At 68.7% G+C, this 21,972-nt stretch carries 24 protein-coding genes; 16 read left to right on the top strand and 8 right to left on the bottom strand.

Annotated elements, in window-relative coordinates; translation table 11 throughout:
* Positions 1-90: 90 nt before the first annotated feature.
* From ACLJOO_RS41945 to ACLJOO_RS41920, 6 genes are read left to right on the top strand one after another with little or no spacing between them, the layout of a single operon-like run.
* Entirely contained in the window at positions 91-1,404 is a 1,314-nt protein-coding gene (locus ACLJOO_RS41945) for an ABC transporter substrate-binding protein (protein ID WP_410793866.1), read from the top strand.
* Positions 1,401-2,261 carry a carbohydrate ABC transporter permease gene (locus tag ACLJOO_RS41940; RefSeq protein WP_410793864.1) on the top strand — a complete coding sequence of 287 codons (861 nt, stop codon included), beginning with the start codon at positions 1,401-1,403 and terminating at the stop codon, positions 2,259-2,261. Before ACLJOO_RS41945 ends, ACLJOO_RS41940 begins: the two co-directional genes overlap by 4 nt.
* Entirely contained in the window at positions 2,258-3,076 is an 819-nt protein-coding gene (locus ACLJOO_RS41935; protein WP_410793862.1) for a carbohydrate ABC transporter permease, read from the top strand. The genes ACLJOO_RS41940 and ACLJOO_RS41935 overlap by 4 nt, the downstream gene beginning before the upstream one ends.
* Positions 3,077-3,084: 8 nt before the next feature.
* Entirely contained in the window at positions 3,085-4,002 is a 918-nt protein-coding gene (locus ACLJOO_RS41930) for a nucleoside hydrolase (protein WP_410793860.1), read from the top strand.
* Positions 3,974-4,978, top strand: coding sequence for a LacI family DNA-binding transcriptional regulator (locus ACLJOO_RS41925; RefSeq protein ID WP_410793859.1), 1,005 nt, complete (start codon positions 3,974-3,976; stop codon positions 4,976-4,978). Before ACLJOO_RS41930 ends, ACLJOO_RS41925 begins: the two co-directional genes overlap by 29 nt.
* Positions 4,979-4,987: 9 nt before the next feature.
* Positions 4,988-5,374, top strand: a complete 387-nt coding sequence (locus ACLJOO_RS41920) for a VOC family protein (protein WP_410793858.1) — start codon at positions 4,988-4,990, stop codon at positions 5,372-5,374.
* A 6-nt stretch (positions 5,375-5,380) separates the two neighbouring features.
* On the opposite strand, the gene ACLJOO_RS41915 is transcribed toward ACLJOO_RS41920, so the two are convergent.
* Positions 5,381-5,944 carry an HdeD family acid-resistance protein gene (locus ACLJOO_RS41915; protein ID WP_410793856.1) on the bottom strand — a complete coding sequence of 188 codons (564 nt, stop codon included), beginning with the start codon at positions 5,942-5,944 and terminating at the stop codon, positions 5,381-5,383.
* 62 nt (positions 5,945-6,006) lie between these two features.
* Entirely contained in the window at positions 6,007-6,726 is a 720-nt protein-coding gene (locus ACLJOO_RS41910) for an IclR family transcriptional regulator (RefSeq protein ID WP_130387568.1), read from the bottom strand.
* Between the two features lie 111 nt (positions 6,727-6,837).
* On the opposite strand from ACLJOO_RS41910, the gene leuC reads away from it, so the two are divergent.
* The 4 genes from leuC (at position 6,838) to ACLJOO_RS41890 (ending at position 11,038) form a co-directional block, all read left to right on the top strand.
* The gene (leuC, locus tag ACLJOO_RS41905; protein ID WP_410793855.1) at positions 6,838-8,262 is read left to right on the top strand and encodes a 3-isopropylmalate dehydratase large subunit; all 1,425 of its coding nucleotides are present in this window, start codon (positions 6,838-6,840) and stop codon (positions 8,260-8,262) included.
* A 14-nt stretch (positions 8,263-8,276) separates the two neighbouring features.
* Positions 8,277-8,876: a 3-isopropylmalate dehydratase small subunit gene (leuD, locus tag ACLJOO_RS41900; protein ID WP_131346857.1), complete on the top strand. Its 600-nt coding sequence runs from the start codon at positions 8,277-8,279 to the stop codon at positions 8,874-8,876.
* A gap of 271 nt (positions 8,877-9,147) precedes the next feature.
* Positions 9,148-10,314: a magnesium and cobalt transport protein CorA gene (locus ACLJOO_RS41895; RefSeq protein WP_410793853.1), complete on the top strand. Its 1,167-nt coding sequence runs from the start codon at positions 9,148-9,150 to the stop codon at positions 10,312-10,314.
* Positions 10,315-10,471: 157 nt separating this feature from the next.
* Positions 10,472-11,038: an HU family DNA-binding protein gene (locus tag ACLJOO_RS41890; protein ID WP_410793852.1), complete on the top strand. Its 567-nt coding sequence runs from the start codon at positions 10,472-10,474 to the stop codon at positions 11,036-11,038.
* Positions 11,039-11,118: 80 nt separating this feature from the next.
* Here the strand turns inward: ACLJOO_RS41890 and ACLJOO_RS41885 are convergent, their stop codons facing one another.
* Positions 11,119-11,325 carry a hypothetical protein gene (locus tag ACLJOO_RS41885; RefSeq protein WP_410793851.1) on the bottom strand — a complete coding sequence of 69 codons (207 nt, stop codon included), beginning with the start codon at positions 11,323-11,325 and terminating at the stop codon, positions 11,119-11,121.
* A gap of 1 nt (position 11,326) precedes the next feature.
* On the bottom strand, positions 11,327-11,998 hold the full coding sequence (cofC, locus tag ACLJOO_RS41880) for a 2-phospho-L-lactate guanylyltransferase (protein ID WP_410793849.1): 672 nt from the start codon (positions 11,996-11,998) through the stop codon (positions 11,327-11,329).
* A 16-nt stretch (positions 11,999-12,014) separates the two neighbouring features.
* Between cofC and ACLJOO_RS41875 the strand changes: the two genes are divergently transcribed.
* Genes ACLJOO_RS41875 through ACLJOO_RS41865 form a run of 3 tightly spaced genes read left to right on the top strand, consistent with a single transcriptional unit; the run spans position 12,015 to position 14,721 of the window.
* Positions 12,015-12,806, top strand: coding sequence for a lysophospholipid acyltransferase family protein (locus tag ACLJOO_RS41875; RefSeq protein ID WP_410793847.1), 792 nt, complete (start codon positions 12,015-12,017; stop codon positions 12,804-12,806).
* Complete coding sequence (locus tag ACLJOO_RS41870; protein WP_410793845.1) at positions 12,803-13,807, top strand: NAD(P)H-dependent glycerol-3-phosphate dehydrogenase; 1,005 nt, start codon at positions 12,803-12,805, stop codon at positions 13,805-13,807. The genes ACLJOO_RS41875 and ACLJOO_RS41870 overlap by 4 nt, the downstream gene beginning before the upstream one ends.
* Positions 13,804-14,721 carry an aminoglycoside phosphotransferase family protein gene (locus ACLJOO_RS41865; RefSeq protein WP_410793844.1) on the top strand — a complete coding sequence of 306 codons (918 nt, stop codon included), beginning with the start codon at positions 13,804-13,806 and terminating at the stop codon, positions 14,719-14,721. Before ACLJOO_RS41870 ends, ACLJOO_RS41865 begins: the two co-directional genes overlap by 4 nt.
* Before the next feature lie 95 nt (positions 14,722-14,816).
* Here the strand turns inward: ACLJOO_RS41865 and ACLJOO_RS41860 are convergent, their stop codons facing one another.
* On the bottom strand, positions 14,817-15,932 hold the full coding sequence (locus tag ACLJOO_RS41860; protein ID WP_410793842.1) for an ROK family protein: 1,116 nt from the start codon (positions 15,930-15,932) through the stop codon (positions 14,817-14,819).
* 74 nt (positions 15,933-16,006) lie between these two features.
* Here ACLJOO_RS41860 and ACLJOO_RS41855 point away from each other — a divergent pair, with 74 nt between their 5' ends.
* Both ACLJOO_RS41855 and ACLJOO_RS41850 read left to right on the top strand, forming a co-directional pair.
* Positions 16,007-17,095: a Gfo/Idh/MocA family protein gene (locus ACLJOO_RS41855; RefSeq protein WP_410793840.1), complete on the top strand. Its 1,089-nt coding sequence runs from the start codon at positions 16,007-16,009 to the stop codon at positions 17,093-17,095.
* 10 nt (positions 17,096-17,105) lie between these two features.
* Positions 17,106-18,113 (top strand): sugar phosphate isomerase/epimerase family protein, encoded by a 1,008-nt coding sequence (locus ACLJOO_RS41850; RefSeq protein WP_410793839.1) that lies wholly within the window; start codon positions 17,106-17,108, stop codon positions 18,111-18,113.
* Here the strand turns inward: ACLJOO_RS41850 and ACLJOO_RS41845 are convergent, their stop codons facing one another.
* On the bottom strand, positions 18,114-19,295 hold the full coding sequence (locus ACLJOO_RS41845) for a CynX/NimT family MFS transporter (RefSeq protein WP_410793838.1): 1,182 nt from the start codon (positions 19,293-19,295) through the stop codon (positions 18,114-18,116).
* 69 nt (positions 19,296-19,364) lie between these two features.
* Between ACLJOO_RS41845 and ACLJOO_RS41840 the strand changes: the two genes are divergently transcribed.
* On the top strand, positions 19,365-20,054 hold the full coding sequence (locus ACLJOO_RS41840; RefSeq protein WP_410793836.1) for a FadR/GntR family transcriptional regulator: 690 nt from the start codon (positions 19,365-19,367) through the stop codon (positions 20,052-20,054).
* Here ACLJOO_RS41840 and ACLJOO_RS41835 read toward each other — a convergent pair.
* Both ACLJOO_RS41835 and ACLJOO_RS41830 read right to left on the bottom strand, forming a co-directional pair.
* Entirely contained in the window at positions 20,000-20,572 is a 573-nt protein-coding gene (locus ACLJOO_RS41835; protein WP_410793834.1) for a GNAT family N-acetyltransferase, read from the bottom strand. The two genes, ACLJOO_RS41840 and ACLJOO_RS41835, sit on opposite strands and share 55 nt — an antisense overlap.
* Before the next feature lie 175 nt (positions 20,573-20,747).
* A complete protein-coding gene (locus ACLJOO_RS41830) occupies positions 20,748-21,929 on the bottom strand; it encodes an MFS transporter (RefSeq protein WP_410793833.1) in 1,182 nt (393 codons plus the stop codon).
* Between the last annotated feature and the right edge of the window lie 43 nt (positions 21,930-21,972).

Raw genomic sequence — 21,972 nt, 5'->3', positions numbered from 1 at the left:
TCGGAATCACCCGCAAACGCTGGACACCCCAAGGTCTAACCGCTTAGAGTCTAAGCGCTTAGACCTCTCCTGCCTGGAAAGGGGATCGCTGTGCGGCGAAACCTCTTCGCTCTTCCGGCCGCGGCAGTTGCCGCGGCCCTGCTGCTGGCCGGCTGCGGCGGCTCGTCCGGTGACTCCTCCGGTTCCGGCGCCACGGCCGACCCCGGTCCGGAGACCGGGACCATCACGTTCACGGGTACTGACAACGCCGAGACGTACCAGCCCGTGATCAAGGCCTTCGAGGCGAAGACCCCCGGAATCAAGGTGACCTACACCCAGATCCCGTTCGACCAGTTCAACGCGACCATGCAGCAGCGGCTGAGCGCGAAGGACACTGGCATCGACGTCTACACGGTCGATGAACCGCGGGTCTCGCAGCTCGCCGCGAAGGGGTTCCTCACCGATCTCAGCGACCTCGACGCCAAGGTGAAGACGTCCTTCAGCGCGACGGCGTACAAGACCAATCACTTCCGCGACAAGCTGTGGTCGTTGCCGATGTGGAACTCGACGCAGTTCCTCTTCTACAACAAGACCGCGCTCGCCAAGGCTAAGGTGACGCCGCCGACCGCGGACCCGGAGCAGCGCTGGACCTGGGAGCAGGTCGAGGCCGCCGGCCGGAAGGCGATGCAGTCGGGCGGCACGAAGTACGGCCTGTTCATGGAGCAGCCTGAGGCTTACTACCAGCTGCAGCCGCTGGCCGAGTCGCTCGGCGGCGGATCCGGCATCGAAGGCGACGACGCCCTGACCCCGGCGGTCGAGACCGACGGCTGGAAGAAGGCGATGCAGTGGTACGGCGCTACGTTCGCGAGCGGACTGTCACCGCGTGGCATCGGTGGTTTCCAAACCGGGCCGGTGTTCGCGGCCGGTGACGTCGCGTTCTTCGTCGGCGGCCCGTGGGACCTGAAGATCTTCGGCAGCTCGAAGGTCGACTGGGGCGTCGCCCCGATGCCGTACTTCCAGGGCGGCAAGCCGGTCACGCCGACCGGTTCGTGGTCGCTCGGCATCAACCCGGCGTCGAAGCAGCAGGGGATGGCGCGCAAGTTCGTCGAGTTCGCGACGCTGGACGCGGCCGGCAACCTGGCCACCACGAGTACGACGACAATCATCCCGGCGAACCTCGAGGCGCAGAAGCAGTACACCCCGCAGATGGACAAGTTCTCCGGTGCGAAGACGGCCGGCGCTGCCGCGATCACGACGTACGAGAGTGAGCACACCGCGGTGTCGCGGCCGGTGAGTGTCGGGTACATCCAGTTCGAGGAAGTCATGGGCAAGGCGTTCGCCGACATCCGCAACGGGACCGACCCGAACACCCGGTTGCAGGAGGCGACCAGGCAGCTCACCGACGCCTGGAAGTCGATCAAGTGAAGCAACGGCAAGGGCTGATCGCCCTCGCCTTCCTGGCCCCTGCGCTGGTGTGTCTCGCCGTACTGCGGATCGTCCCGGCGATCTCGGCCGTGGTCGAGAGCTTCTACGCCGAGAGCCTGCTGCGCGGCGGGCGGGTGTTCGCAGGCCTGGGCAACTACACGGATCTACTGTCGAACAAGGACTTCCGGCAGTCGGTCGGGGTCACGCTGCTCTTCACCGTGCTGGTGAACCCGATCCAGGTCGCGGTCTCGTTCCTGCTCGCGGTCCTCTTCACCCAGCGGGCCGCGGGCACCAGGCTCTGGCGCACGCTCGTGATCCTGCCGATAGCCACCCCGCCTGCGGTGTCGGCAGTGATCTGGAGCGTCATCTACCGGCCGGACGGCCTCGCGAACGGCGTCCTCGAACGGCTCGGCCTGCCCGCGCAGCCGTTCCTCACCTCGCCGAGTCAGGTGCTGCCGTCGCTGATCGTCCTGCTGTCCTGGATCGGCGTCGGGTACTGGATGCTGTTCCTGATCGCGGGCATTCAGGAGGTCCCGGAAGAGGTCCGCGAGGCCGCGCTGCTCGACGGCGCGGGCCCGTGGCGCCGGATGATCTCCGTCGTCCTTCCCCTGGTACGTCGTCCGCTCGCGTTCGTGCTCGTCGCCGACACGGTGTCGAACCTGCTCGTGTTCGCGCCGGTGCAGATCCTCACCAAGGGCGGCCCGAACGGTAACAGCAACCTGCTGATGTACGACGTCTACAGCCGCGCGTACGCGATCGGCGACATCCACGTCGCCCAGGCCGAGGTCGTCATCCTGGTCGCGCTGACGCTGGCGATCGTGGCCGGGCAGTTCCGGCTGCTGCGAGGTGGCCAGTGAAACGGGTCAGCCTCTCGGTGCTCGGCGGTGTCGTCGGCATTCTGTTCTTTCTGCCGTTGCTCTGGGTCGTGACGAACTCGCTGCGCCCCGGCTCGGAGACCTTCGCCAACCTCAACCCGCTGTCCTGGCAGACGTTCCTCGAGCTGCGCCCCACCCTCACCAACTACTCGGCCTTGCTGAACAGCGCGATCGGTCGCGCGACGCTCAACTCGATCCTGGTCAGCGCGGCCACGGTCGTCATCGGTCTGGCGGTCTGCGCGACCGCGGCGTTCGGGCTGGCGGCGTTCCAGTTCCGCGGCCGCGGGCTGGTGTTCGGCATCGTCGTACTGAGCTTCCTGGTGCCGTTCGACGCGATCGCGATCCCGTTGTCGACGATGTTCCGGGACTGGCACCTGACCAACACGTTCGCGGGTCTGGTGCTGCCGGGGATCGGCAACGGGATGGCGATCTTCCTGCTGCGGCAGTTCTTCCTCGGCATCCCGGCCGAACTGGTCGAAGCCGGCCGGCTCGACGGGCTGGGCTGGTTCGGGGTGTTCCGCTGGATCTACCTGCCGCTGTCGAAGCCCGCGCTGATCGGCGCCGGCCTGATGCTGTTCCTCTTCCAGTGGCAGGCGTACGTCTGGCCGCTGCTGATCGGCACCGACGCCAAGCACATCCTCGGCCCGGTCGCGCTGTCCAACCTGCAAGGTCAGAACTTCACCGACTACGGTCTCGTGTTCGCGAGCGCCGTGGTCCTCACCGTCATCCCGCTGGTGGTCATCGCCGGCTTCCAGCGGTACTTCGTCCAGTCCGTGTCCGGCACCGGGCTCAAGTAAGGAGATCTGTGCGATCCATCATTCTCGATACCGATATCGGCTCCGACGTCGACGACGCGATGGCGCTGGCCCAGCTCCTGGGCAGCCCGGAGCTCGATCTCGTCGAGGTGCACACCGTGTACGGCGACACTCGGCTGCGGGCCCAGCTCGCCCGGCGGTACGGCGTACTCGCGGGCCGCGACCTGGACGTCGTACCCGGTGTCGTCGAGCCGTTGTCGGGACGGAAGGTCTGGTGGGCCGGGCACGAGGGCACGCTGCACGACGACCTCTCCCACGAAACCATCAGCGCCGATAGCGCACCCGAACGGCTGGTCGCCCGGCTCCGCGAGCAACCTGGTGAGCTCGACGTCGCCGCGATCGGCCCGCTGACGAACGTGGCTGCTGCGCTCGCTCTCGAGCCCCAGGCGGCGCAGTGGATCCGGCACTTGTGGGTGATGGGCGGGTCGTTCGGCGACGACAAGTCGGAGCACAACTTCAAGTCGGACGACGTGGCTGCGCAGACCGTGCTGGGCGCCGGCATTCCGACGACGATCACCGGGCTGGAGATCACTCAGCAGGTCACCATCGAGGCGGCGCGGCTGGAGCGGATTCGGGCTGCGGGGTCGTTGGGTGCGGCGCTCGGGGCGGATATCGAGCAGTGGTGGGCGTACTGGAGTGAGACGTGGAACGTGCCGCATGATCCGGTCGCGGTGCTCGCGCTGAGTCGCCCAGAACTGTTCAGGTTCTCTGAGGTCGGGCGGGTGTCGATCGTGGTTGGGGGAGACGGAGCGGGGCGCAGTACGTTCACGGCCGATCCTGCGGGCTCGGTGCGGATCGTCACGGGCGTCGACGCCGAGCGGGTGGCGGAGGAGATCACGGCGCGGATCGTGGCCGCTGGAACGACATACGCTGTGGGGCGTGGGGAGATCGATGGCGACCGCACGTGACGTCGCGGAACGCGCCGGCACGTCCACGGCGGTCGTCAGCTATGTCTTCAACAACGGCCCCCGGCCCGTGTCGGCGGAGACCCGCCGGCGCGTGCTGGAGGCCGCGGCGGAGCTGGAGTACCGGCCGAACATCCTCGCCCGTGCGCTGAGCGCGGGACGCACGTACTCGCTCGGGCTGCTCATCCCGCAGATCCGCAACCCGTACTTCGCCACGCTCGCCGAACACCTGGAGAACTACGCCCGGCAGCATGACCACCTGCTGCTGATCGGCGACTCGGCCGGCGACCCGGAACAGGAATCGGCCCACATCGGCTCGTTCATCGAACGCAAGGTCGACGGCGTCGTCCTCGTCTCGCTGCTCGTCGCGCCGGCGATCCAGCGCTTCGCGACCGCCGGCGTACCTGTCGTCGCTCTGCATCCCGTGCCGGACGGGGTCACTGTTTCGACCCTCTCGATCGACTATGTCGCGGGAGCCGAGACGTCGGCGGACCATCTGCTGTCCCACGGTTACAAGACAATCGGCGTCGTCACCGGCCCCGAGGATTCACCCGGTACGGCGGAACACCGCAGGGGCATCGAACGTGCGCTGAAAGCGCATCCGCGAGCCTCGGCGCGGTACGTCGCCTCGCCCGTGTCGCGGTTCGCGGCGCGGGACGCCGTACGGCCGTGGTTCGCGCAGAAGCGGCCGCCGCGGGCGATCTACTGCTCGACGGACGAGCAGGCGTTCGGCGTCCTGTTCGCGGCCTGGGAAGCCGGGCTGCAGGTGCCGGACGACGTTGCCGTGATGGGTTTCGACGGCACCAGCGAGTGCACAGTGACGATCCCGCCCCTTGCCAGCGTCCGCCAGCCGATCGAGGAAACCGCTCGCCGCGCGGTCGAACTGTTGCTCGACCGCACCAATCCACCGGCGGCCCGCCACGTCCTCGACTACCAGCTGATCCCCAACACCTCCTGCGGCTGCGCCGAATCCGAGTAGCCTGGTGGAATGGCCGTCGAGTTCAATCACACCATCGTGAACTGCACCGACAAGCAGGCCTCGGCACGGTTCCTGGCCTACATCCTGGGGCTCGGTGAACCGAGCAGTTACGGGCCGTTCGCCGTGGTGCAGCTCGGGAACGGCACCACGCTCGACTTCGCCGAGGGCGGCGACGGGCGGCCGCACCGGCAGCATTACGCCTTCCTGGTGTCGGAGGAGGAGTTCGACCAGATCCACGCCCGGATCGTCGACCGCGGCCTGACGTACTGGGCCGACCCCTTCCACCGCAGCGAAGGCCAGATCAACACCAACGACGGCGGCCGGGGCCTCTACTGGGACGACCCCGACGGCCACAACCTCGAAATCCTCACCGTGCCGTACGGCGGTTGGCGCTGACCGACGTCAGGCCGGCGACGGGTTGGAGTGCGCTGGACCCGACAGCTCACGCCGTACCGAGAATCCGACACCGATCAGGACCACGCCCCAGACCAGTGCCGTGATACCCAGCACGACCGCGACGCCGACCGCGCCCGCGCCCGGGTTGGCGGCGAACAGCACGCCGATGAGGATCGAGAGCAATCCGTTCAGGACCAGCAGCCAGCGTGGCATCACCTGGTGACTGCTGAAGGCGCCGGCGAACTCGAAGATGCCCCGGATGATCAGCCAGATGCCGAGGATCCAGGTCAGCGTCGCCGCCGTCATCCCCGGGCTGGTGATCGCGAAGAACGCCGCGATCAAGGCGATCACGCCGAGCGTGACCAGCCACAGCCGGCTGCCCTTCGACTCGGGCTGGAAGGCCTGGACGATCGATCCGATCCCGTCGGTGAGGGCCCAGAACCCCCAGAGCAGAGCCAGTGCGATCGCCGTCGAGATCGGCCACGCGATCGCGAGAATCCCGAACACGATGCCGATCGCGCCGCGCACGAGCAGCATCTTCCACCCCAGCGTCAACCAGTCCCGCTCCATCTCGGACCTCCTTGAGGGCTCGTAACCCTCATGGTGATCTCAGTAGCGGCCGGTGACAACTACTACTCGGAAGCGCGGCGGAGAGCTTCGGAGAGGCGTTCGGCGGCGGCCATCACGGCGGGGGCGTGCATGCGGCCGGGCTGGCGGGACAGGCGTTCGATCGGGCCGGACACCGACACGGCCGCGATGACCTTTCCGCTGGGGGAGCGGACCGGGGCGGAGACGGACGCGACGCCCTGTTCCCTTTCGCCGACCGAGTGCGCCCAGCCGCGACGCCGTACGCCGGCCAGCGCGGCAGCGTTGAACGAGGCGTTGTGCAGACCGCGGTGCATCCGCTCCGGGTCTTCCCACGCAAGCAGTATTTGAGCGGCCGACCCGGCCGCCATGGTCAACTGACTGCCCACCGGGACGGTGTCACGCAGACCCGACGGACGCTCGGCCGCGGCGACGCACACCCGGTACTCACCCTGACGGCGGAACAGCTGCGCCGACTCACCGGTGATGTCCCGCAGTCGCGCCAGCACCGGACCGGCGGTCGCCAGCAGCCGGTCCTCACCGGCCGCGGAGGCCAACTCGCTGAGTCGCGGCCCGAGCACGAAGCGTCCCTGCATGTCGCGGCCGACCAGGCGGTGGTGCTCGAGCGCGACCGCCAGCCGGTGGGCCGTCGGACGGGCCAGACCCGTGGCCGCCACCAGACCGGCCAGGGTCGCCGGCCCGGACTCGAGGGCGGACAGTACGAGGGCTGCTTTGTCGAGAACACCGACTCCGCTAGAGTTGTCCATGAGACGATATTGCCGTCTCGAATCGTGGAACGCAAGTCGCTTCAGCTGCCCAATCGAGAGCACTGTGAGCGAAAGCACCTCACCACACAAATATTCTCAAGGGAGAGTCTGATGGGTAGGACGTTGTCGGAAAAGGTCTGGGATGCGCATGTCGTGCGCCATGCCGACGGAGAACCCGACCTCCTTTACATCGACCTCCACCTGGTGCACGAGGTGACCAGTCCACAGGCGTTCGACGGCCTCCGGCTGGCGAACCGCCCGGTCCGGCGGCCGGATCTGACGATCGCCACCGAGGACCACAACGTCCCGACGTTCGACGTGGACAAGCCGATCGCCGACCCGGTGTCGCGGACGCAGGTGGACACGCTGCGCAAGAACGCCGAGGAGTTCGGTATCCGGATCCACACCCTCGGCGACCCGGACCAGGGCGTCGTACACGTGATCGGCCCGCAGCTGGGCCTGACCCAGCCCGGGATGACCGTGGTCTGCGGTGACAGCCATACCTCCACGCACGGCGCGTTCGGGGCGATTGCCTTCGGCATCGGTACCAGCGAGGTCGAGCACGTGCTCGCCACCCAGACACTGATGCAGGCCCGCCCGAAGACGATGGCCGTCACGGTCGACGGCGTACTGCCCGACGGGGTCTCGGCCAAGGACCTGGTGCTGGCGCTGATCGCGCAGGTCGGCACCGGCGGCGGCCAGGGCTACATCGTCGAGTACCGCGGCGAGGCGATCCGGGCGCTGAGCATGGAAGCCCGGATGACGATCTGCAACATGTCGATCGAGTGGGGCGCGAAGGCCGGCATGATCGCGCCGGACGAGACCACGTTCGCGTACCTGAAGGACAAGCCGCACGCACCGCAGGGCGTCGACTGGGAAGCTGCTGTCGAGTACTGGAAGAGCCTGGCCACCGATGAGGACGCCAGTTTCGACCGTGAGGTCGTGCTCCGGGCCGAGGACATCGCGCCGTTCGTCACCTGGGGCACCAACCCCGGCCAGGGCGTTCCGCTGTCCGCGACCGTGCCGTCGCCGGACGACTTCGACAACGAGAACGACAAGGTCGCCGCCGAGCGCGCCCTGGAGTACATGGGCCTGACCGCCGGTACGCCATTGCGCGAGATCCACGTCGACACGGTGTTCCTGGGGTCCTGCACCAATGGCCGGATCGAGGACCTCCGCGCCGCGGCCGGCGTACTGGCCGGACGGAAGGTTGCCGAGGGCACCCGGATGCTCGTGGTCCCGGGCTCCGGCCGGGTCCGGCTGCAGGCCGAGGCCGAGGGCCTGGACGCGATCTTCAAGGACGCCGGCGCCGAGTGGCGGGGCGCCGGATGCTCGATGTGCCTGGGGATGAACCCGGACCAGCTGGCCCCGGGGGAGCGCAGCGCCTCCACGTCGAACCGCAACTTCGAAGGCCGTCAGGGCAAGGGCGGCCGCACCCACCTGGTGTCGCCGCTGGTCGCCGCCGCGACCGCTGTCACCGGAACGCTCGCCGCTCCGGCGGACCTGCCGCCCGTCGCCGTCCCCGCGAACGCCTGAGGAGCAGAGAAAACATGGACGCCTTCACCCAGCACATCGGTACGGCGGCTCCGCTGCGCCGCAGCAACGTCGACACCGACCAGATCATCCCGGCCGTGTACCTGAAGCGGGTCACGCGGACCGGCTTCGAGGACGGGCTGTTCGCGGCCTGGCGCAACGATCCTTCCTTCGTCCTCAACCAGCCTGAGTACGACGGTGTCTCGGTGCTCGTGGCGGGACCGGACTTCGGCACCGGGTCCTCCCGGGAGCACGCGGTCTGGGCCCTGCTCGACTACGGGTTCCGTGTCGTCGTGTCGTCGCGGTTCGGCGACATCTTCCGGGGCAACTCGGGCAAGGCCGGTCTGCTCGCGGCCCTGGTGACACAGGACGTCGTGGAGCAGCTGTGGACCGCGATCGAGGCCGACCCGGGGACCAAGGTCACGGTCGACCTGGAGAACAAGACGATCTCGGCCGGTGACGTCTCCGCGCCCTTCGAGATCGACGACTACACGCGCTACCGGCTGCTGAACGGTCTGGACGACGTCGGCATCACCTTGTCGCACGCGGACGACATCGCTGCCTACGAAGCGACCCGGCCGTCCTTCAAGCCGGCAACGCTGCCCGCAAAGGCCTGAGACTCCTTCCAGAGTTAGCGCCGCCGTAACGTTCGGTGGGGCGGCGGCGATAACTCTGGTGTTACCCTTGCGGAGTTGTTCAGAACAAGGCTTGCGAGACCTGGGAGGTGAGGCGCTCATGACCAACAGCAGCAGCGATCCCTCCAGACATACCGGTCTCGCTCGGCCTTCGGGGGTTTCCTTCTTCTAGAAGGTGCACAGCCTCTAGTAGTTGTGGGGTCGGGCAGACGTGCGCTCATCACTCGCCTGAACCACCGCACCTGGAGGACTCATGTCCGACCTGCGCCTTCGCACGTTCCGTGCGTTCAGCCGCACCCCGTCACTGCGTGCCGCCGCCCGTAAGCACGCCGCATCCGCTGCCGCGACCGCGATCGAGCCGGTCGAGAAGCCGTCCCGCGATCCGCAGAAGCCCAAGGGACACAGCGTCGTCGACAGCGCGATCTACTGCGACGGCCGCCGGATCGCTTCTCCTGATTCCCTCGCCGACACGTACGGCGAGCTGCACCGGGCCCCGCACAGCCTGGCCTGGATCGGCCTGTACCGGCCGGACCGCCGCGAACTCGCCTCGCTGGCACAGGAGTTCGACCTGCACGAGCTCGCGATCGAGGACGCAGGAGAGGCGCATCAGCGGCCGAAGCTGGAGCGGTACGGCGACACGTTGTTCGTCGTACTGAAGGCCGCTCGGTACCGGGACGCGACCGAGGAGGTCGAGTTCGGTGAGGTGCACGTCTTCGTCGGCCCGGACTTCGTGGTGACGGTCCGGCACGCCGAAGCGCCCAATCTGGCAGCGGTACGGCGTCGTGTCGAGCGCGATCCCGAACTCCTCGGCCGCGGCGCCGAAGCGGTGCTGTACGCGATCATGGACAAGGTCGTCGACGGGTACGCGCCGGTGGTCGCCGGTCTGGAGAACGACATCGACGAGATCGAGACCGAGGTGTTCCGCGGCGACCCGAAGGTGTCGCGGCGCATCTACGAACTCTCCCGTGAGGTGATCGAGTTCCAGCGCGCGACCCGGCCGCTGATCGGCATGCTCGAGCAGCTCCGCGGCGGTTTCCAGAAGTACGGCGTCGACGAGGAACTGCAACGTTCACTGCGGGACGTGGCCGACCACGTCACCGAAGTGGTGGAGAAGGTCGACGGGTTCCGGGAGTTGCTGCGCGACATCCTGACCGTGAACGCGACCCTGGTGGCCCAGCAGCAGAACGAGGAGATGAAGAGCCTCGCGATCGCCAGCAGCGAGCAGAACGAAGAGGTGAAGCGGATCTCTGCCTGGGCGGCGATCCTGTTCGCCCCGACGCTGATCGGCACCGTCTACGGGATGAACTTCGACAAGATGCCGGAGCTGCACTGGGAGTACGGATACCCCTTCGCGATCGGCCTGATGGCCTTGGTGTGTGGAGGTCTGCACCAGATCTTCAAGCGCCGCGGCTGGCTCTGAAACCACCCCAACGGGCCCAAACGGGCGAAATTGTGGCACGAATCGCCTAAAACAAGGCCGAATTGCCGCGTTGGTGTTTGTGAACGGCGTGTTGAGTCCATAACGTTCCTGTGAGATCGAGCGCTGTGCTCGACGCCTACGTTCACGGAGGGAAGCAGTGAACAAGAGCCAGATGATCGAAGCGCTCGCAGTGCACTTCGACGGAAACCGCCGCCAGGCCCAGCACGCACTGGAGTCGGTGATCGACACCGTCCAGCGTGAGCTGACCAAGAAGGGCGGCAAGGTCGCCATCACCGGTTTCGGTGCCTTCGAGGCCATCGAGCGTGGCGCGCGCATCGTGCGCAACCCGCGGACCGGTGAGACCAAGCGCGCCAAGAAGACCACGGTTCCGAAGTTCCGCGCGGGTGCGGAGCTGAAGGCCGTTGTCTCCGGCGCCAAGAAGCTGCCGAAGCTGGTAGCCCCGAAGCCGGCCGCGACCGCCACCAAGGCGGCTGCCCCGGCGAAGAAGGCCGCACCGGCCAAGGCCGCTGCGACGAAGACCGCCGCTGCGAAGAAGACGGTAGCGAAGAAGGCCCCGGCCAAGACGGTCGCCAAGAAGGCTCCGGCGAAGACCGTTGCCAAGAAGGCCCCGGCGAAGAAGGCCCCGGCCAAGACCGTCGCGAAGAAGGCGCCGGCCAAGAAGGCTCCCGCCAAGAAGACCGCGGCGAAGCGCACCGCCCGCTGATCTTCACGCGCACAACCGCGAAGGCCGGTCATCCCACTCCAGGGGTTTGACCGGCCTTCGCCGTTGTTCGGGGCAACTGACTAGAGGTGCGTGCCGAAGTCCAGCTTCGTGATCGCCAGCGCAGCACCCGATCCGGTGGTCTCGATCCGTACTCGTTGCCCTACCCGCAGGTGCCGGACCGGGGTGTCCGAGACGGCGTGCACGGTGAACGGGAGCTCGATCCCGGTGTCCGTCAGCACAGCTCCGGAGAAGGTCTCGCCGTCGTAGCGGCTCACGGTCGCTTGCATATCAGCAGGCTAAACCTTCGGTCCCGGTCGCGGCACCGAGCACCAGCGACATCACGTCCGCGGTCGCCGGACCGACTCCCAGTTGTACGGCGTGCGCGAGATCGGCGGCTGTGTCGACGTCACGCCGTACGGACTCGATCGCGGTCAGCTCGATCGGCATCGCCCCGGACGCCTGGTGCGCCAGGGCGGATCCCACGCCGAAGCGCGGATCCAGCGCCACCCCGGGCGCTGCGGCGAGCAACGTCGTACCGGTGCCGGGCTGGTCGACCACGAACGAGCGCGGCGCCGTACAGGCAGCGAGGACGGCGGTCAGTTCGGCCGGGCGGAGCGCGGGAAGATCGGCTGAGAGGGCTGCGATTCCGTTGCCTCCGAACTCGGCAGCGGCCACAGTGGCTCCATGCAGCAAGGCTTCGTTGAGACCGGCGGCCGGCAGGTCCGGGACCACATGTGCACCGGCCTCGGTGACGTCTGCGGCGACCAGCGGGTCGTCCGTGACCACCAGGACCGTCTGCACCAGGGGAGAACCGAGTGCGGCCGCAGTAGTGTCGACAGCGAACGCGCGGGCCAGTTCGGGACGGTGCTGAGGGTAGGCCGGAGCGAGCCGGCTCTTCGCGATCGCCGTACGCTTCACCGGGATCACCAGGGTCCAGGGAGCGACCTGTAGGTCTGCCATCAGGCAGGATTCTCCCATGACCGACGGCCAGCATGAGCACCAGGAGGCAGCTGTGGACGCGAGGCAGGCGGACCCACGCCCGCCGCGTGGGTTCTGGTTCGGGGTGATCGTCGCGATCGTCAAGCCGTTCATGATCGTGTTCACCAAGTGCCGGTTCACGGGACGGGAGAACATGCCCCGCAGCGGCGGCGTGGTGTACGTGCCGAACCACATCTCGCACTTCGACCCGGTGCTGCTCGGGTACTTCATCTGGGAGTGCCGGCGGATCCCGCGGTTCCTCGGGAAGGCGTCGGTGTTCAAGATCCCGGTGGCCGGGAAGATCATCAGCGGTGCCGGGCAGATCCCGGTGTACCGGGACTCCGCGCAGGCCGTGGACGCGTTCCGGGACGCGGTGGCCGCGGTCGAACGCGGTGAGTGTGTGGGCGTTTACCCGGAGGGAACCATCACCCGCGACCCCGAGATGTGGCCGATGACCGGCAAGACCGGCGCCGCACGGATCGCGCTGATGACCGGCTGCCCGGTGATCCCGGTCGCCAACTGGGGCGCGCAGGAGATCCTCCAGTCGTACACCGGCAAGATCCGGTTCCGCCTGCTGCCGCGCAAGACCCTGCAGGTGCGGGCCGGGGCGCCGGTCGACCTGAGCGCCTTCGCGGGTAAGCCGCTGACCAACCAGCTGTTGCACGAGGCAACCGAGGTGATCATGGCTCGGGTGGCCGAGACCCTCGGCGAACTGCGCGGCGAGACCCCGCCCAAGGAGCTCTACGACCTGCGCAAGGCCAAGAAAGCCGAAGGTGAGGAGAAGGAATGACCAAAGTCGCGGTGTTCGGTGCCGGGTCCTGGGGTACGGCGTTCGCCACGGTGCTGGCGAACGCGGGGAACCAGGTGTCGGTGTGGGCCCGGCGGGAGTCGCTCTGCGAGGTGATCAACACCCAGCACGAGAACGCCGAGTACCTTCCCGGGATCCGGTTGTCGGACGCGATCACCGCGACCCACGATCCCGCCGCGGCGGCCGACGGGGCGGAGGCCGTCGTCCTCGCGGTGCCGTCGCAGTCGCTACGCGAGAACCTCGTGGACTGGGCCGGCGTGCTGCCGAACGCCGTACCGTTGGTCAGCCTGATGAAGGGCGTCGAGTCCGGTACGACGAAGCGGATGAGCGAGGTGATCGCGGAGCTCACCGGCGCCGGTCCCGAGCGGATCGCGGTGGTGTCCGGGCCGAACCTGGCGCGCGAGATCGCCGAGGGACAGCCGGCCGCGTCGGTGGTGGCCTGCGTCGACGAGGGGACCGCGGCGCGGTTGCAGAAGTTGTGCCATTCCCCGACGTTCCGCCCGTACACGAACAACGACGTCGTCGGCTGCGAGCTCGGCGGCGCCTGCAAGAACGTGATCGCGCTCGCGGTCGGGATGGCGGTCGGTCTCGGATTCGGCGACAACGCCCGGGCGTCGGTGATCACCCGCGGGCTGGCCGAGATCGCCCGTCTGGGTACGGCGTTGGGCGCGGACGAGCACACGTTCTCCGGGCTGGCCGGGCTGGGCGACCTGGTGGCCACGTGCTCATCGCCGTTGTCGCGGAACCGGACCTTCGGCGAGAAACTCGGTCAGGGCATGACGGTCGCGGACATCGCGAGCGGAACCCGGCAGGTCGCCGAGGGCGTGAAGTCCTGCGCCTCGATCAGCGAACTGGCCCACCACCACGACGTGGAGATGCCGATCGCCGAGCACGTCACCAAGGTCGTCGCCGGCGAGATGACCCCGAAAGACATGTTGTTCAGCCTGGTCTCCCGCTCCGCGAAGTCTGAGCGTTGGGGATGATCCCTTCGGCATTCGCACAGGCGACCGTCGAACGCGAAGGCGCTGCCGGGGAGGCCTGGCTGGCCGAGTTACCAGGCATCGTCGACGACCTGCTCTCACAGTGGAGCCTCGAGCGGGACGGCAACGTGTTGCACGGTCAGGTCGGTGTGGTGGTGCCGGTCGAGGGAGATGCGGTGGTGAAGGTCTCGTTCCCGCATCCGGGGAACGTGCACGAGCCGGATGCCTTCGAGGCGTGGGACGGTCGCGGCGCGGTGCGGCTCTACGAGCGCGACGACGCCCGGTACGCGATGCTTCTCGAGCGGGCGCACAGCAGCACGCTGGCCGAGCACACCGGCGACGTTGCCACCGTCGCCGGGGACCTGCTCCGCCAGTTGACGATCCCCGCGCCGGACGGCCTGCCGCGGATGTCCTCGCGGGCGGACGAATGGGCTGAGGAGCTCCGCAAGGACGCGGCCGAGCTCGACCATCCGCTGCCTTCATCGGTCGTCGACCAAGCGCTCGCGGTCATCGACGAGCTCTGCCGTGAGCAGCCGGAGACCCTGGTCCACGGCGACTTCCACGCACGCAACATCCTGCGCGCCGAGCGGGAGCCCTGGCTGGCGGTGGATCCGAAGGGGTACGTCGGCGACCCCGCCTACGACGCGGCGATCTTTCTCCGCACCCGGGCCTACTACCTGCACGTCGGGGACGGACTGGCCACGGACGGCCTGCTGCGGCACTTGGGAGCCGAACTCGGACGGCTCGCCGAGGCCTCCGGTGTCGACGAGGAACGCATCCGGCGCTGGACCCAGCTCATCGCCGTGCAGTCGTCGTTCTGGGGCCGCCGCAACGGCTTCGGCCGCGCCCGCGGCGGCAGCGAGCTCGACCAGCTGGTCCAGCTGATCGACGAGGTCGCCGTTACCTGGACCACCTGACCGCGAGCTGCAGGCCCCCACAATTGCTTGCGGTTGGGTGGTGCAGCGTGGCGGGGTCTGCTGTCGGCGGATGGTGATGGCCTGGCGATCCGTCACTAGCCGAGGACCTGGTTGAGGACGAGGGCGGCGGCGCCGAGGAGGGCCGCGTCGTGGCCGGCTTGGGAGGGGACTACGCGGAGGTGGGTTGTGGCCAGGGGCAACGATCGGGCGTAGACGGCTTCGCGGAGGCCGGCCAGGAGGCTGTCGCCGGCTTGGGAGAGCGAGCCGCCGACGACGATCACGGACGGGTTGAGCAGGCTGACCGCGGCGGCGAGGACCGTGCCGATCTCGCGGCCCGCCTGGCGGACTTCGGCGGTGGCGGCGGTGTTGCCGGAGCGTACGAGCTCGACGATGTCCTGGCTGGTCCGCACCCCGAGCTTGCCGGCCAGTGCGGCCGCTGAGGCGATCGCTTCGAGGCAGCCGGTGTTGCCGCAGCGGCAGAGTTCGGTGTGGCCGGGTGCCTGGATGTGGCCGATGTCGCCGGCCGCCCCTTGTGCGCCGCGGTGCAGCCGGCCGCCGCTGATCACGCCCGCTCCGATGCCGGTGGCAACCTTCACGAACAGCAGGTGCTCGACGTCCGGGTACGTCGTCGCGTGCTCTCCGAGCGCCATGATGTTCACGTCGTTGTCGACCAGTACGGGTCCAGGGAGCTCCCGGCTCAGTCGACCCACCACGTCGTACGAGTCCCAGCCCGGCATGATCGGCGGATGGTTCGGCCGCCCCGTGCTGTGCTCGACGGGTCCGGGGAGCCCGACTCCGGTGCCCGCAAGATCGTCCGGTGATCTTTGGGCCTCGTGCAGCAGCGCATGTCCCGCCTGGGCGACCGCATCGAGGACGACTTCGGGTCCTTCGGCGATCTTGAGCGGCGTCGTCGACCGGTGCAGGATCGCGCCGGTCAGATCGGTCAGCGCGACGGACAGATGCGTCGCGCCGACGTCCGCGGCGAGGATCAGCCGCGCGGTCGGGTTGAACCGGAACCGCGCCGGCGGCCGGCCGCCCGTCGACGCCGCCTCGCCCGACGGCACCACGAGCCCTTCCGCGAGCAATGCCTCGATCCGCCCGGTCACCGTGGACCGCGCAAGCCCACTGCGATCGATCAGCTCGGCGCGCGTCCGCGGCTGCCCGTCGAGGAGCAGCCGCAACACCGCGTCCGCCGTACCGAGATCGCTCATCACCGGACTTTCGTCGTACTGGGCGTGGACTTTTGCTTGACAGGGTTCAAAAGGGTCCCATAGCGTCCTACGACGTGTCCACCAAACGGCTCAGGGTAGGGATCGTCGGCGGCGGCTTCATGGGCCAGGTCCACGGCAGGTCCGCGTTGGTCTCCGGAGCGACCGTGGTCGGCGCAGTCGGCTCGTCGCCTGCGAGGGCTGAGGCCGCGGCCGAGGCGACCGGTGCGGAGCGCGGCTTCGCGACCCTCGACGACCTGCTGGCCGCTGATATCGACGTGGTCCACATCTGTACGCCGAACAACACGCATCGCGACGTCGCGCTGAAGGCCCTCGAAGCGGGCAAGCACGTGGTCTGCGAGAAGCCGCTCGCCACCTCGGTCCAGGACGCGGCCGGACTCCATGCGGCCGCGCTCGAGGCCGGGCTGGTGGGTGCCGTGCCGTTCGTGTACCGCTACCACCCGATGGTTCGCGAGCTGCGCACCCGGATCGCCGCGGGCGACGCCGGCGTGATCACCAGCCTGCACGGCTCGTACCTGCAGGACTGGCTCGCCGGTGCGGACGACCAGAACTGGCGCGTGGACGACACGACCGGTGGGCCGTCGCGCACGTTCGCCGACATCGGGTCGCACTGGTGCGATCTGACCGAGTTCGTTACGGGCGACCGGATCGCCGCGATCAGCGCCCAGTTGCGGACGGTACGGGCGCAGCGCGGCGGCGTCGACGTACGGACTGAGGACCTGGCCACGGCACAGTTCCGGACCGAGGCCGGTGTGGTCGGGACGATCGTGGTCAGCCAGGTCGCGGCCGGCCGGAAGAACCGGCTGTACCTGGAGGTGTCGGGCACCGAGTCGAGCTTCGGCTTCGACCAGGAGGACCCGGATCGCCTGTGGGTCGGCCGTCGTACCGCTTCGCAACTGCTGACGCGTGACCCCGAGACCTTGAGCCCGCCCGCGACGCGGGTGAACCGGCTGCCGGCCGGGCACGCGCAGGGGTACCAGGACGCGTTCGACTCGTTCGTCGCCGACAGCTATGCCGCCGTACTGGGTGACCGCCCGGACGGCCTGCCCGATTTCGCCGCCGGAGCGCGGTCCGCTCGCGTGGTCGACGCCGTACTGCGGTCTGCCGCGAGCGACTCCGCCTGGATCACCGTCGACAACTCTTAGGAGCCTTCAGATGCCACGCCCGATCACGTTGTTCACCGGTCAGTGGGCCGACCTGCCGTTCGAGGAGGTCTGTCAGTTCGCGTCCGAGGCCGGGTACGACGGCGTCGAGATCGCCTGCTCCGGTGACCACTTCGACGTCCAGCAGGCCGTCGACGACGACTCGTACGTCCAAGGCCGCAAGGACATCCTGGAGAAGTACAACCTGCAGGTCTTCGCGATCTCCAACCACCTGGTGGGGCAGGCGGTCTGCGACGACCCGATCGACTTCCGGCACCAGGCGATCGTGCCGTCCCGGATCTGGGGCGACGGCGACGCCGAGGGCGTCCGGCAGCGTGCCGCCGAGGACCTGAAGAACACCGCCCGCGCGGCCAAGAAGCTCGGCGTGAACACCGTCATCGGCTTCACCGGCTCGTCGATCTGGCAGTACGTCGCGATGTTCCCGCCGGTGCCGGCGGAGCGGATCGAGGCCGGGTACAGGGACTTCGCCGACCGGTGGAACCCGATCCTCGACGTGTTCGACGAGGAGGGTGTCCGGTTCGCGCACGAGGTACACCCGTCGGAGATCGCGTACGACTACTGGACCACCACGCTGACCCTCGAGGCGATCGGCCACCGCGAGGCGTTCGGCCTGAACTGGGACCCGTCGCACATGGTGTGGCAGGACATCGACCCGGTCGCGTTCCTGTGGGACTTCAAGGACCGGATCTACCACGTGGACTGCAAGGACACCCGGATGCGGGTCGGCGGCGGCCGCAACGGCCGGCTCGGCTCGCACCTGCCGTGGGGCGACCCGCGCCGCGGCTGGGACTTCTACTCCACCGGGCACGGCGACGTGCAGTGGGAGGACTGCTTCCGGGTGCTGAACTCGATCGGCTACGACGGCCCGATCTCGGTCGAGTGGGAGGACGCCGGCATGGAGCGCAAGGTCGGCGCGGCCGAGGCGGTCAACGTCATCCGCGCCCTCGCCTTCGACAAGCCGGAAGCCGCCTTCGACGCGGCGTTCGCCACCGACAAGTAATCAGCGCTTGTCGCGACCGGCGACGAATCCCAGCGTGACCTGCGTGGCTGCGAGTACGGCGAACACGATGAGCGTCGTACTCCAGCCGCCGGTCACCTGGGTCAGGTAGCCCGCGACGACCGGACCGGCGGCGGCCAGCGTGTAGCCGACTGCCTGGGCCATCCCGGACAGTTGCGTGGTCTCGTGGTGGCTGCGGCCGCGGAGGCTGATCAGCGAGAGGGCGGCGACCAGCCCGGCGCCCTGACCCAGCCCACCGACAATCGCCCAGACGATCGCCAGGTGCGGCGCCAGCAGCAGACCTAGCAGTGCTAGGAGAATCGGCGTACTCGCGGTCATCAAGCCGGCCCGCTGGTTGGTCGGATGCTTCAGCAGCAACGGAATGCTGAGCCCCCCGATCAGGCCGAACACCTGGAAGACGAACAGATGCACCCCGGTGGACCGCTCCGAGACGCCGCCGGTCGCGATCTCGATCGTCGGCAGCCAGTTCACGAACAGGTAGAAGCTCGTCGACTGCAGGCCCATGAACCCGGTCACCAGCCAGGCCATCGGCTGCCGCCAGACGCTCACCGGGGGAGCGCCGTCGTCCGTCGTTGCCGGCGGCATCGGCTCCGGCGAGAGCGTCCGCGGCAGCCAGATCACGGCGACCAGTACGGCGAGCCCGCCCCAGACCGCCAGCGACAGCCGCCAGTCGACCGCGTCGGCGATCGGTACGGCGAGGATCGAGGCGATCGCGGCGCCGCCGGTGATGAAGGCTGTGTAGACGCCGGTCGCGCGGGACACGTGTCCGGCGTAGTCGCGTTTGATGATCACCGGCACCAGCACGTTGCCGACCGCGATCGCTGCGCCGACTACCGCCGTACCGATCCATAGGCCGGCCTGGCCCGTGTACGGGCGGAGCGCGCTGCTCGCCGCGAGCACCAGGAGCGAGACGAACACCGCTCGCTCCATCCCGAACCGCCGCGACGCAAGGTGTACCAGGGGAGAGGCCACCGCGAACGCGAGCAGCGGCAGCGTGCCCAACAGGCCTTGCGCGGCCTCACCGAGGTGCAGATCGAGCCCGATCCGCGGCAGCACCGGACCGACGGCGGTCAGTGCCGGCCGCAGGCTCAGCGCGACCACGAAGGCGGTCGCGGTGATCAGCGCCGACCGCTCTCGAGCCAATGGTTCGGTCAGTACCGCCACAACACACCTTCTCTTCTGTACAGATGTCCGACATTTACACTGTACGCTACCCGTGAAGAGGTGATGTCGTTGAATGGGTCACTCGAAGGGCCGGTGCGGCAGGTGCCGCTCGTGCTGCAGGTCTCGGAGCGGTTCCGGGCGCAGATCGAGTCCGGCGCGTGGCCGCGCGGGTCGCGGATCCCTGGGGAGAATCAGCTTGCGAGCGAGCTAGGGGTCAGTCGCGGCACGGTGCGGGAGGCGTTGCGGTCGCTGAGTCTGACCGGCCTGCTGGAGCCGCGCGTCGGCGACGGTACGTATGTGCGGGCCACCAACGAGATCAGCGGCGTACTGGTCCGGGATGAGCTCTCAGCGTCGCTCACCCACGTCCTCGACGCTCGCGCGGGCATCGAGGCGGCCGCGGCTCGGTTGGCCGCTCAGCACGCGGATCCGGCCGGCCTGACGCCGCTCTCCGATGCACTGGAGGCTCGCGGCGCAGCGCTGGCGGCGGGGGATCTGGACGCGTTCGTGGCCGTCGACACGGACTTCCACCGCGGTGTCGTCGTCGCGAGCGGGAACCCGTTGCTGCTGCGGTTGTACGACGCGCTCGCCGAGGTCCTCGCCGAGTCGATCCGCGAAACCGCGACGATCCCCGAAGACCACCGGATCCTCGACGCACACGTCGACGTACTGGAAGCGATCCGGGCGCGGGATCCCGAGGCAGCGAGTCAGGCGTCGTACGCGCTGATCGAGTCCGTCAAGGTCGCGGGATCCGGCCAGTAGTACCGGAAGCAGGCGGGCCGGCCGTTGAGGCGACGTGGTTCGCCACCCGGCGGCGGGACCTCCTTGCGGTCACCTTGGATGCCGCCGCGCGCCTCGTAGAAGCCTTGGCCGGCGGTGTTCTGCTCGAGCACCCACAGATAGATCCCCGAACCCGGCGCCGCCTCTTGCAGCGCCTCGGCCGTCAGCGCCAGCAGCCGGGTCCCGATGCCCTGCCGCTTGAGCGGCGCGCGAACATGCAGGTTGTCGACCAGCGCACCGAACTTCGGGTCCGCACCGAGCATGAGATGCGAGAGCCCGACCAGCTCCCCGCCGTACTCCGCGACCGTCGTCCGCGTCCCCTCCCGCGCCGCGAGCCGCTTGGCCCACATCGCCCCCAGGTACTCGGGCGACTCGTCGTCGAGGAACCCGTCCGCATAAGCACCCCGGTAGTGCCGCCGCCAACTGTCCCCGTGCAACTCGGCAACCGCCGGCGCGTCATCCGCCCCAGCTACCCGAAACCGCAGCTCAGATTCCGTCACCCCCGATTCGTATCACCGGCACCGGGTGTCACGCGGACCCTGTCCGAAGCGTGAACCTCCTGGTCCGAGGCCGGCCTGTACGACGGGATCGCGCGGGTGCTGTTCGCGACCTGGCAGACGTACGCGCTGGCGCACGGCGCTCCCAGGATTCTCGCGGTGTTCCTGGTGGTGGAGGTCAGCTTTGGAGTGGTCCAGCTCCTGCCGTGGTCGGCTGACGCGGTGCGAGCACGCGCGCGAACACGGCCAGCCCAGCCGCCAGTGCGGTGACCACGATGAACGACATCGTTAGGTTGCTGGCCTGGGCGATGCCGCCGATGATCGACGGGGCGACCAGGCCGGAGGCGTAGGTGATGGTGGCGACGCCGGCGATCGCATGGCTCGAGTTGCCGTCCGCGTGGCCGGCGGCGGCGAAGGCGAGGGGTACGACGACCGCGATGCCGACGCCGATCAGGCCGAAGCCGGCCATCGCGAGGAGCGCGTTCGGCGCGAGGACGACGAGCAGACCGCCGAGGGTCGCGATCACGCCGCTCCAGCGGACCGTGCGTACGGCGCCGAACCGGTCGACGACCGCGTCGCCGGTGATCCGGGCGATCGCCATCGTCAACGCGAACCCGGTCGTCGCGCCGGCCGCGACACCCGCCGAGCTGTCCAGGATGTCGCGCAGGTACACGGCCGACCAGTCGAGGCTCGCGCCCTCCGCGAACACCGCGCAGAACCCGATCGCCCCGATCAGCAACGCCGACTTCGGCGGCAACGCGAACCGCGCCGGCGGCTCCTCGTCGTCCTCGGGATGGATGTTCAGCACGAACTGACACACCACCGCACCGACGACGGTCAGTACGACGGCAGCGATCGTGTGATGGATCTGCGCGCTGAGATTCGCATGCGCCGCGATCGTCCCGACCGCGGATCCGAGCAGCGCGCCGACACTCCACAGGCCGTGCAACCCGGACATGATCGACTTCTTCAGCCGGTGCTCGACCTCGACGCCGAGCGCGTTCATCGCGACATCGGCCATCCCCGCCGTACCGCCGTAGATCAGCAGCGCGGCGCACAATGGCAGCAGGCCGGGAGCGAACGACGGCAGGATCAGGGCGAGCGTCCAGAGCGCGAGCAGCCCGCGCAGCGCGGCGCGGGTCCCGAACCGGTGACTGACCCGGGCGGCGAGCGGCATCATCAGCGCCGCTCCGAGCGCCGGGAACGCGAGCGCCAGGCCGAGCTGGCCCGCGGACACCCCCGTGTGCTCCTGGATCCAGGGGACCCGGGTCGCGAACGACCCGGTCACCGATCCGTGCACGCAGAAGACGGCAGCCACGGCGTACCGCGACCGCTTCACGAGTGTGGTGTCTTCAGTCACAAGCAAACACACTATCTGTTTGAACGATCAGGCGGATGGTAGT

The sequence above is a fragment of the Kribbella sp. C-35 genome, assembly GCF_046549195.1.
In the GTDB taxonomy this organism is placed as follows: Bacteria; Actinomycetota; Actinomycetes; order Propionibacteriales; family Kribbellaceae; genus Kribbella.
The sequence above is the reverse complement of the archived record's forward strand: the minus strand, read 5'-3'. Positions and strand labels throughout refer to the sequence as shown.

Coding starts and splice junctions, on each gene's coding strand:
- ACLJOO_RS41920 (WP_410793858.1), top strand. CDS start 4,988: ATGGCCGTCGAGTTCAATCACACCATCGTGAACTGCACCGACAAGCAG.
- ACLJOO_RS41885 (WP_410793851.1), bottom strand. CDS start 11,325: ATGCAAGCGACCGTGAGCCGCTACGACGGCGAGACCTTCTCCGGAGCT.
- ACLJOO_RS41875 (WP_410793847.1), top strand. CDS start 12,015: ATGACCGACGGCCAGCATGAGCACCAGGAGGCAGCTGTGGACGCGAGG.
- leuD (WP_131346857.1), top strand. CDS start 8,277: ATGGACGCCTTCACCCAGCACATCGGTACGGCGGCTCCGCTGCGCCGC.
- ACLJOO_RS41910 (WP_130387568.1), bottom strand. CDS start 6,726: ATGGACAACTCTAGCGGAGTCGGTGTTCTCGACAAAGCAGCCCTCGTA.
- cofC (WP_410793849.1), bottom strand. CDS start 11,998: ATGGCAGACCTACAGGTCGCTCCCTGGACCCTGGTGATCCCGGTGAAG.
- ACLJOO_RS41895 (WP_410793853.1), top strand. CDS start 9,148: ATGTCCGACCTGCGCCTTCGCACGTTCCGTGCGTTCAGCCGCACCCCG.
- ACLJOO_RS41915 (WP_410793856.1), bottom strand. CDS start 5,944: ATGGAGCGGGACTGGTTGACGCTGGGGTGGAAGATGCTGCTCGTGCGC.
- ACLJOO_RS41850 (WP_410793839.1), top strand. CDS start 17,106: ATGCCACGCCCGATCACGTTGTTCACCGGTCAGTGGGCCGACCTGCCG.
- leuC (WP_410793855.1), top strand. CDS start 6,838: ATGGGTAGGACGTTGTCGGAAAAGGTCTGGGATGCGCATGTCGTGCGC.
- ACLJOO_RS41870 (WP_410793845.1), top strand. CDS start 12,803: ATGACCAAAGTCGCGGTGTTCGGTGCCGGGTCCTGGGGTACGGCGTTC.
- ACLJOO_RS41860 (WP_410793842.1), bottom strand. CDS start 15,932: ATGAGCGATCTCGGTACGGCGGACGCGGTGTTGCGGCTGCTCCTCGAC.
- ACLJOO_RS41865 (WP_410793844.1), top strand. CDS start 13,804: ATGATCCCTTCGGCATTCGCACAGGCGACCGTCGAACGCGAAGGCGCT.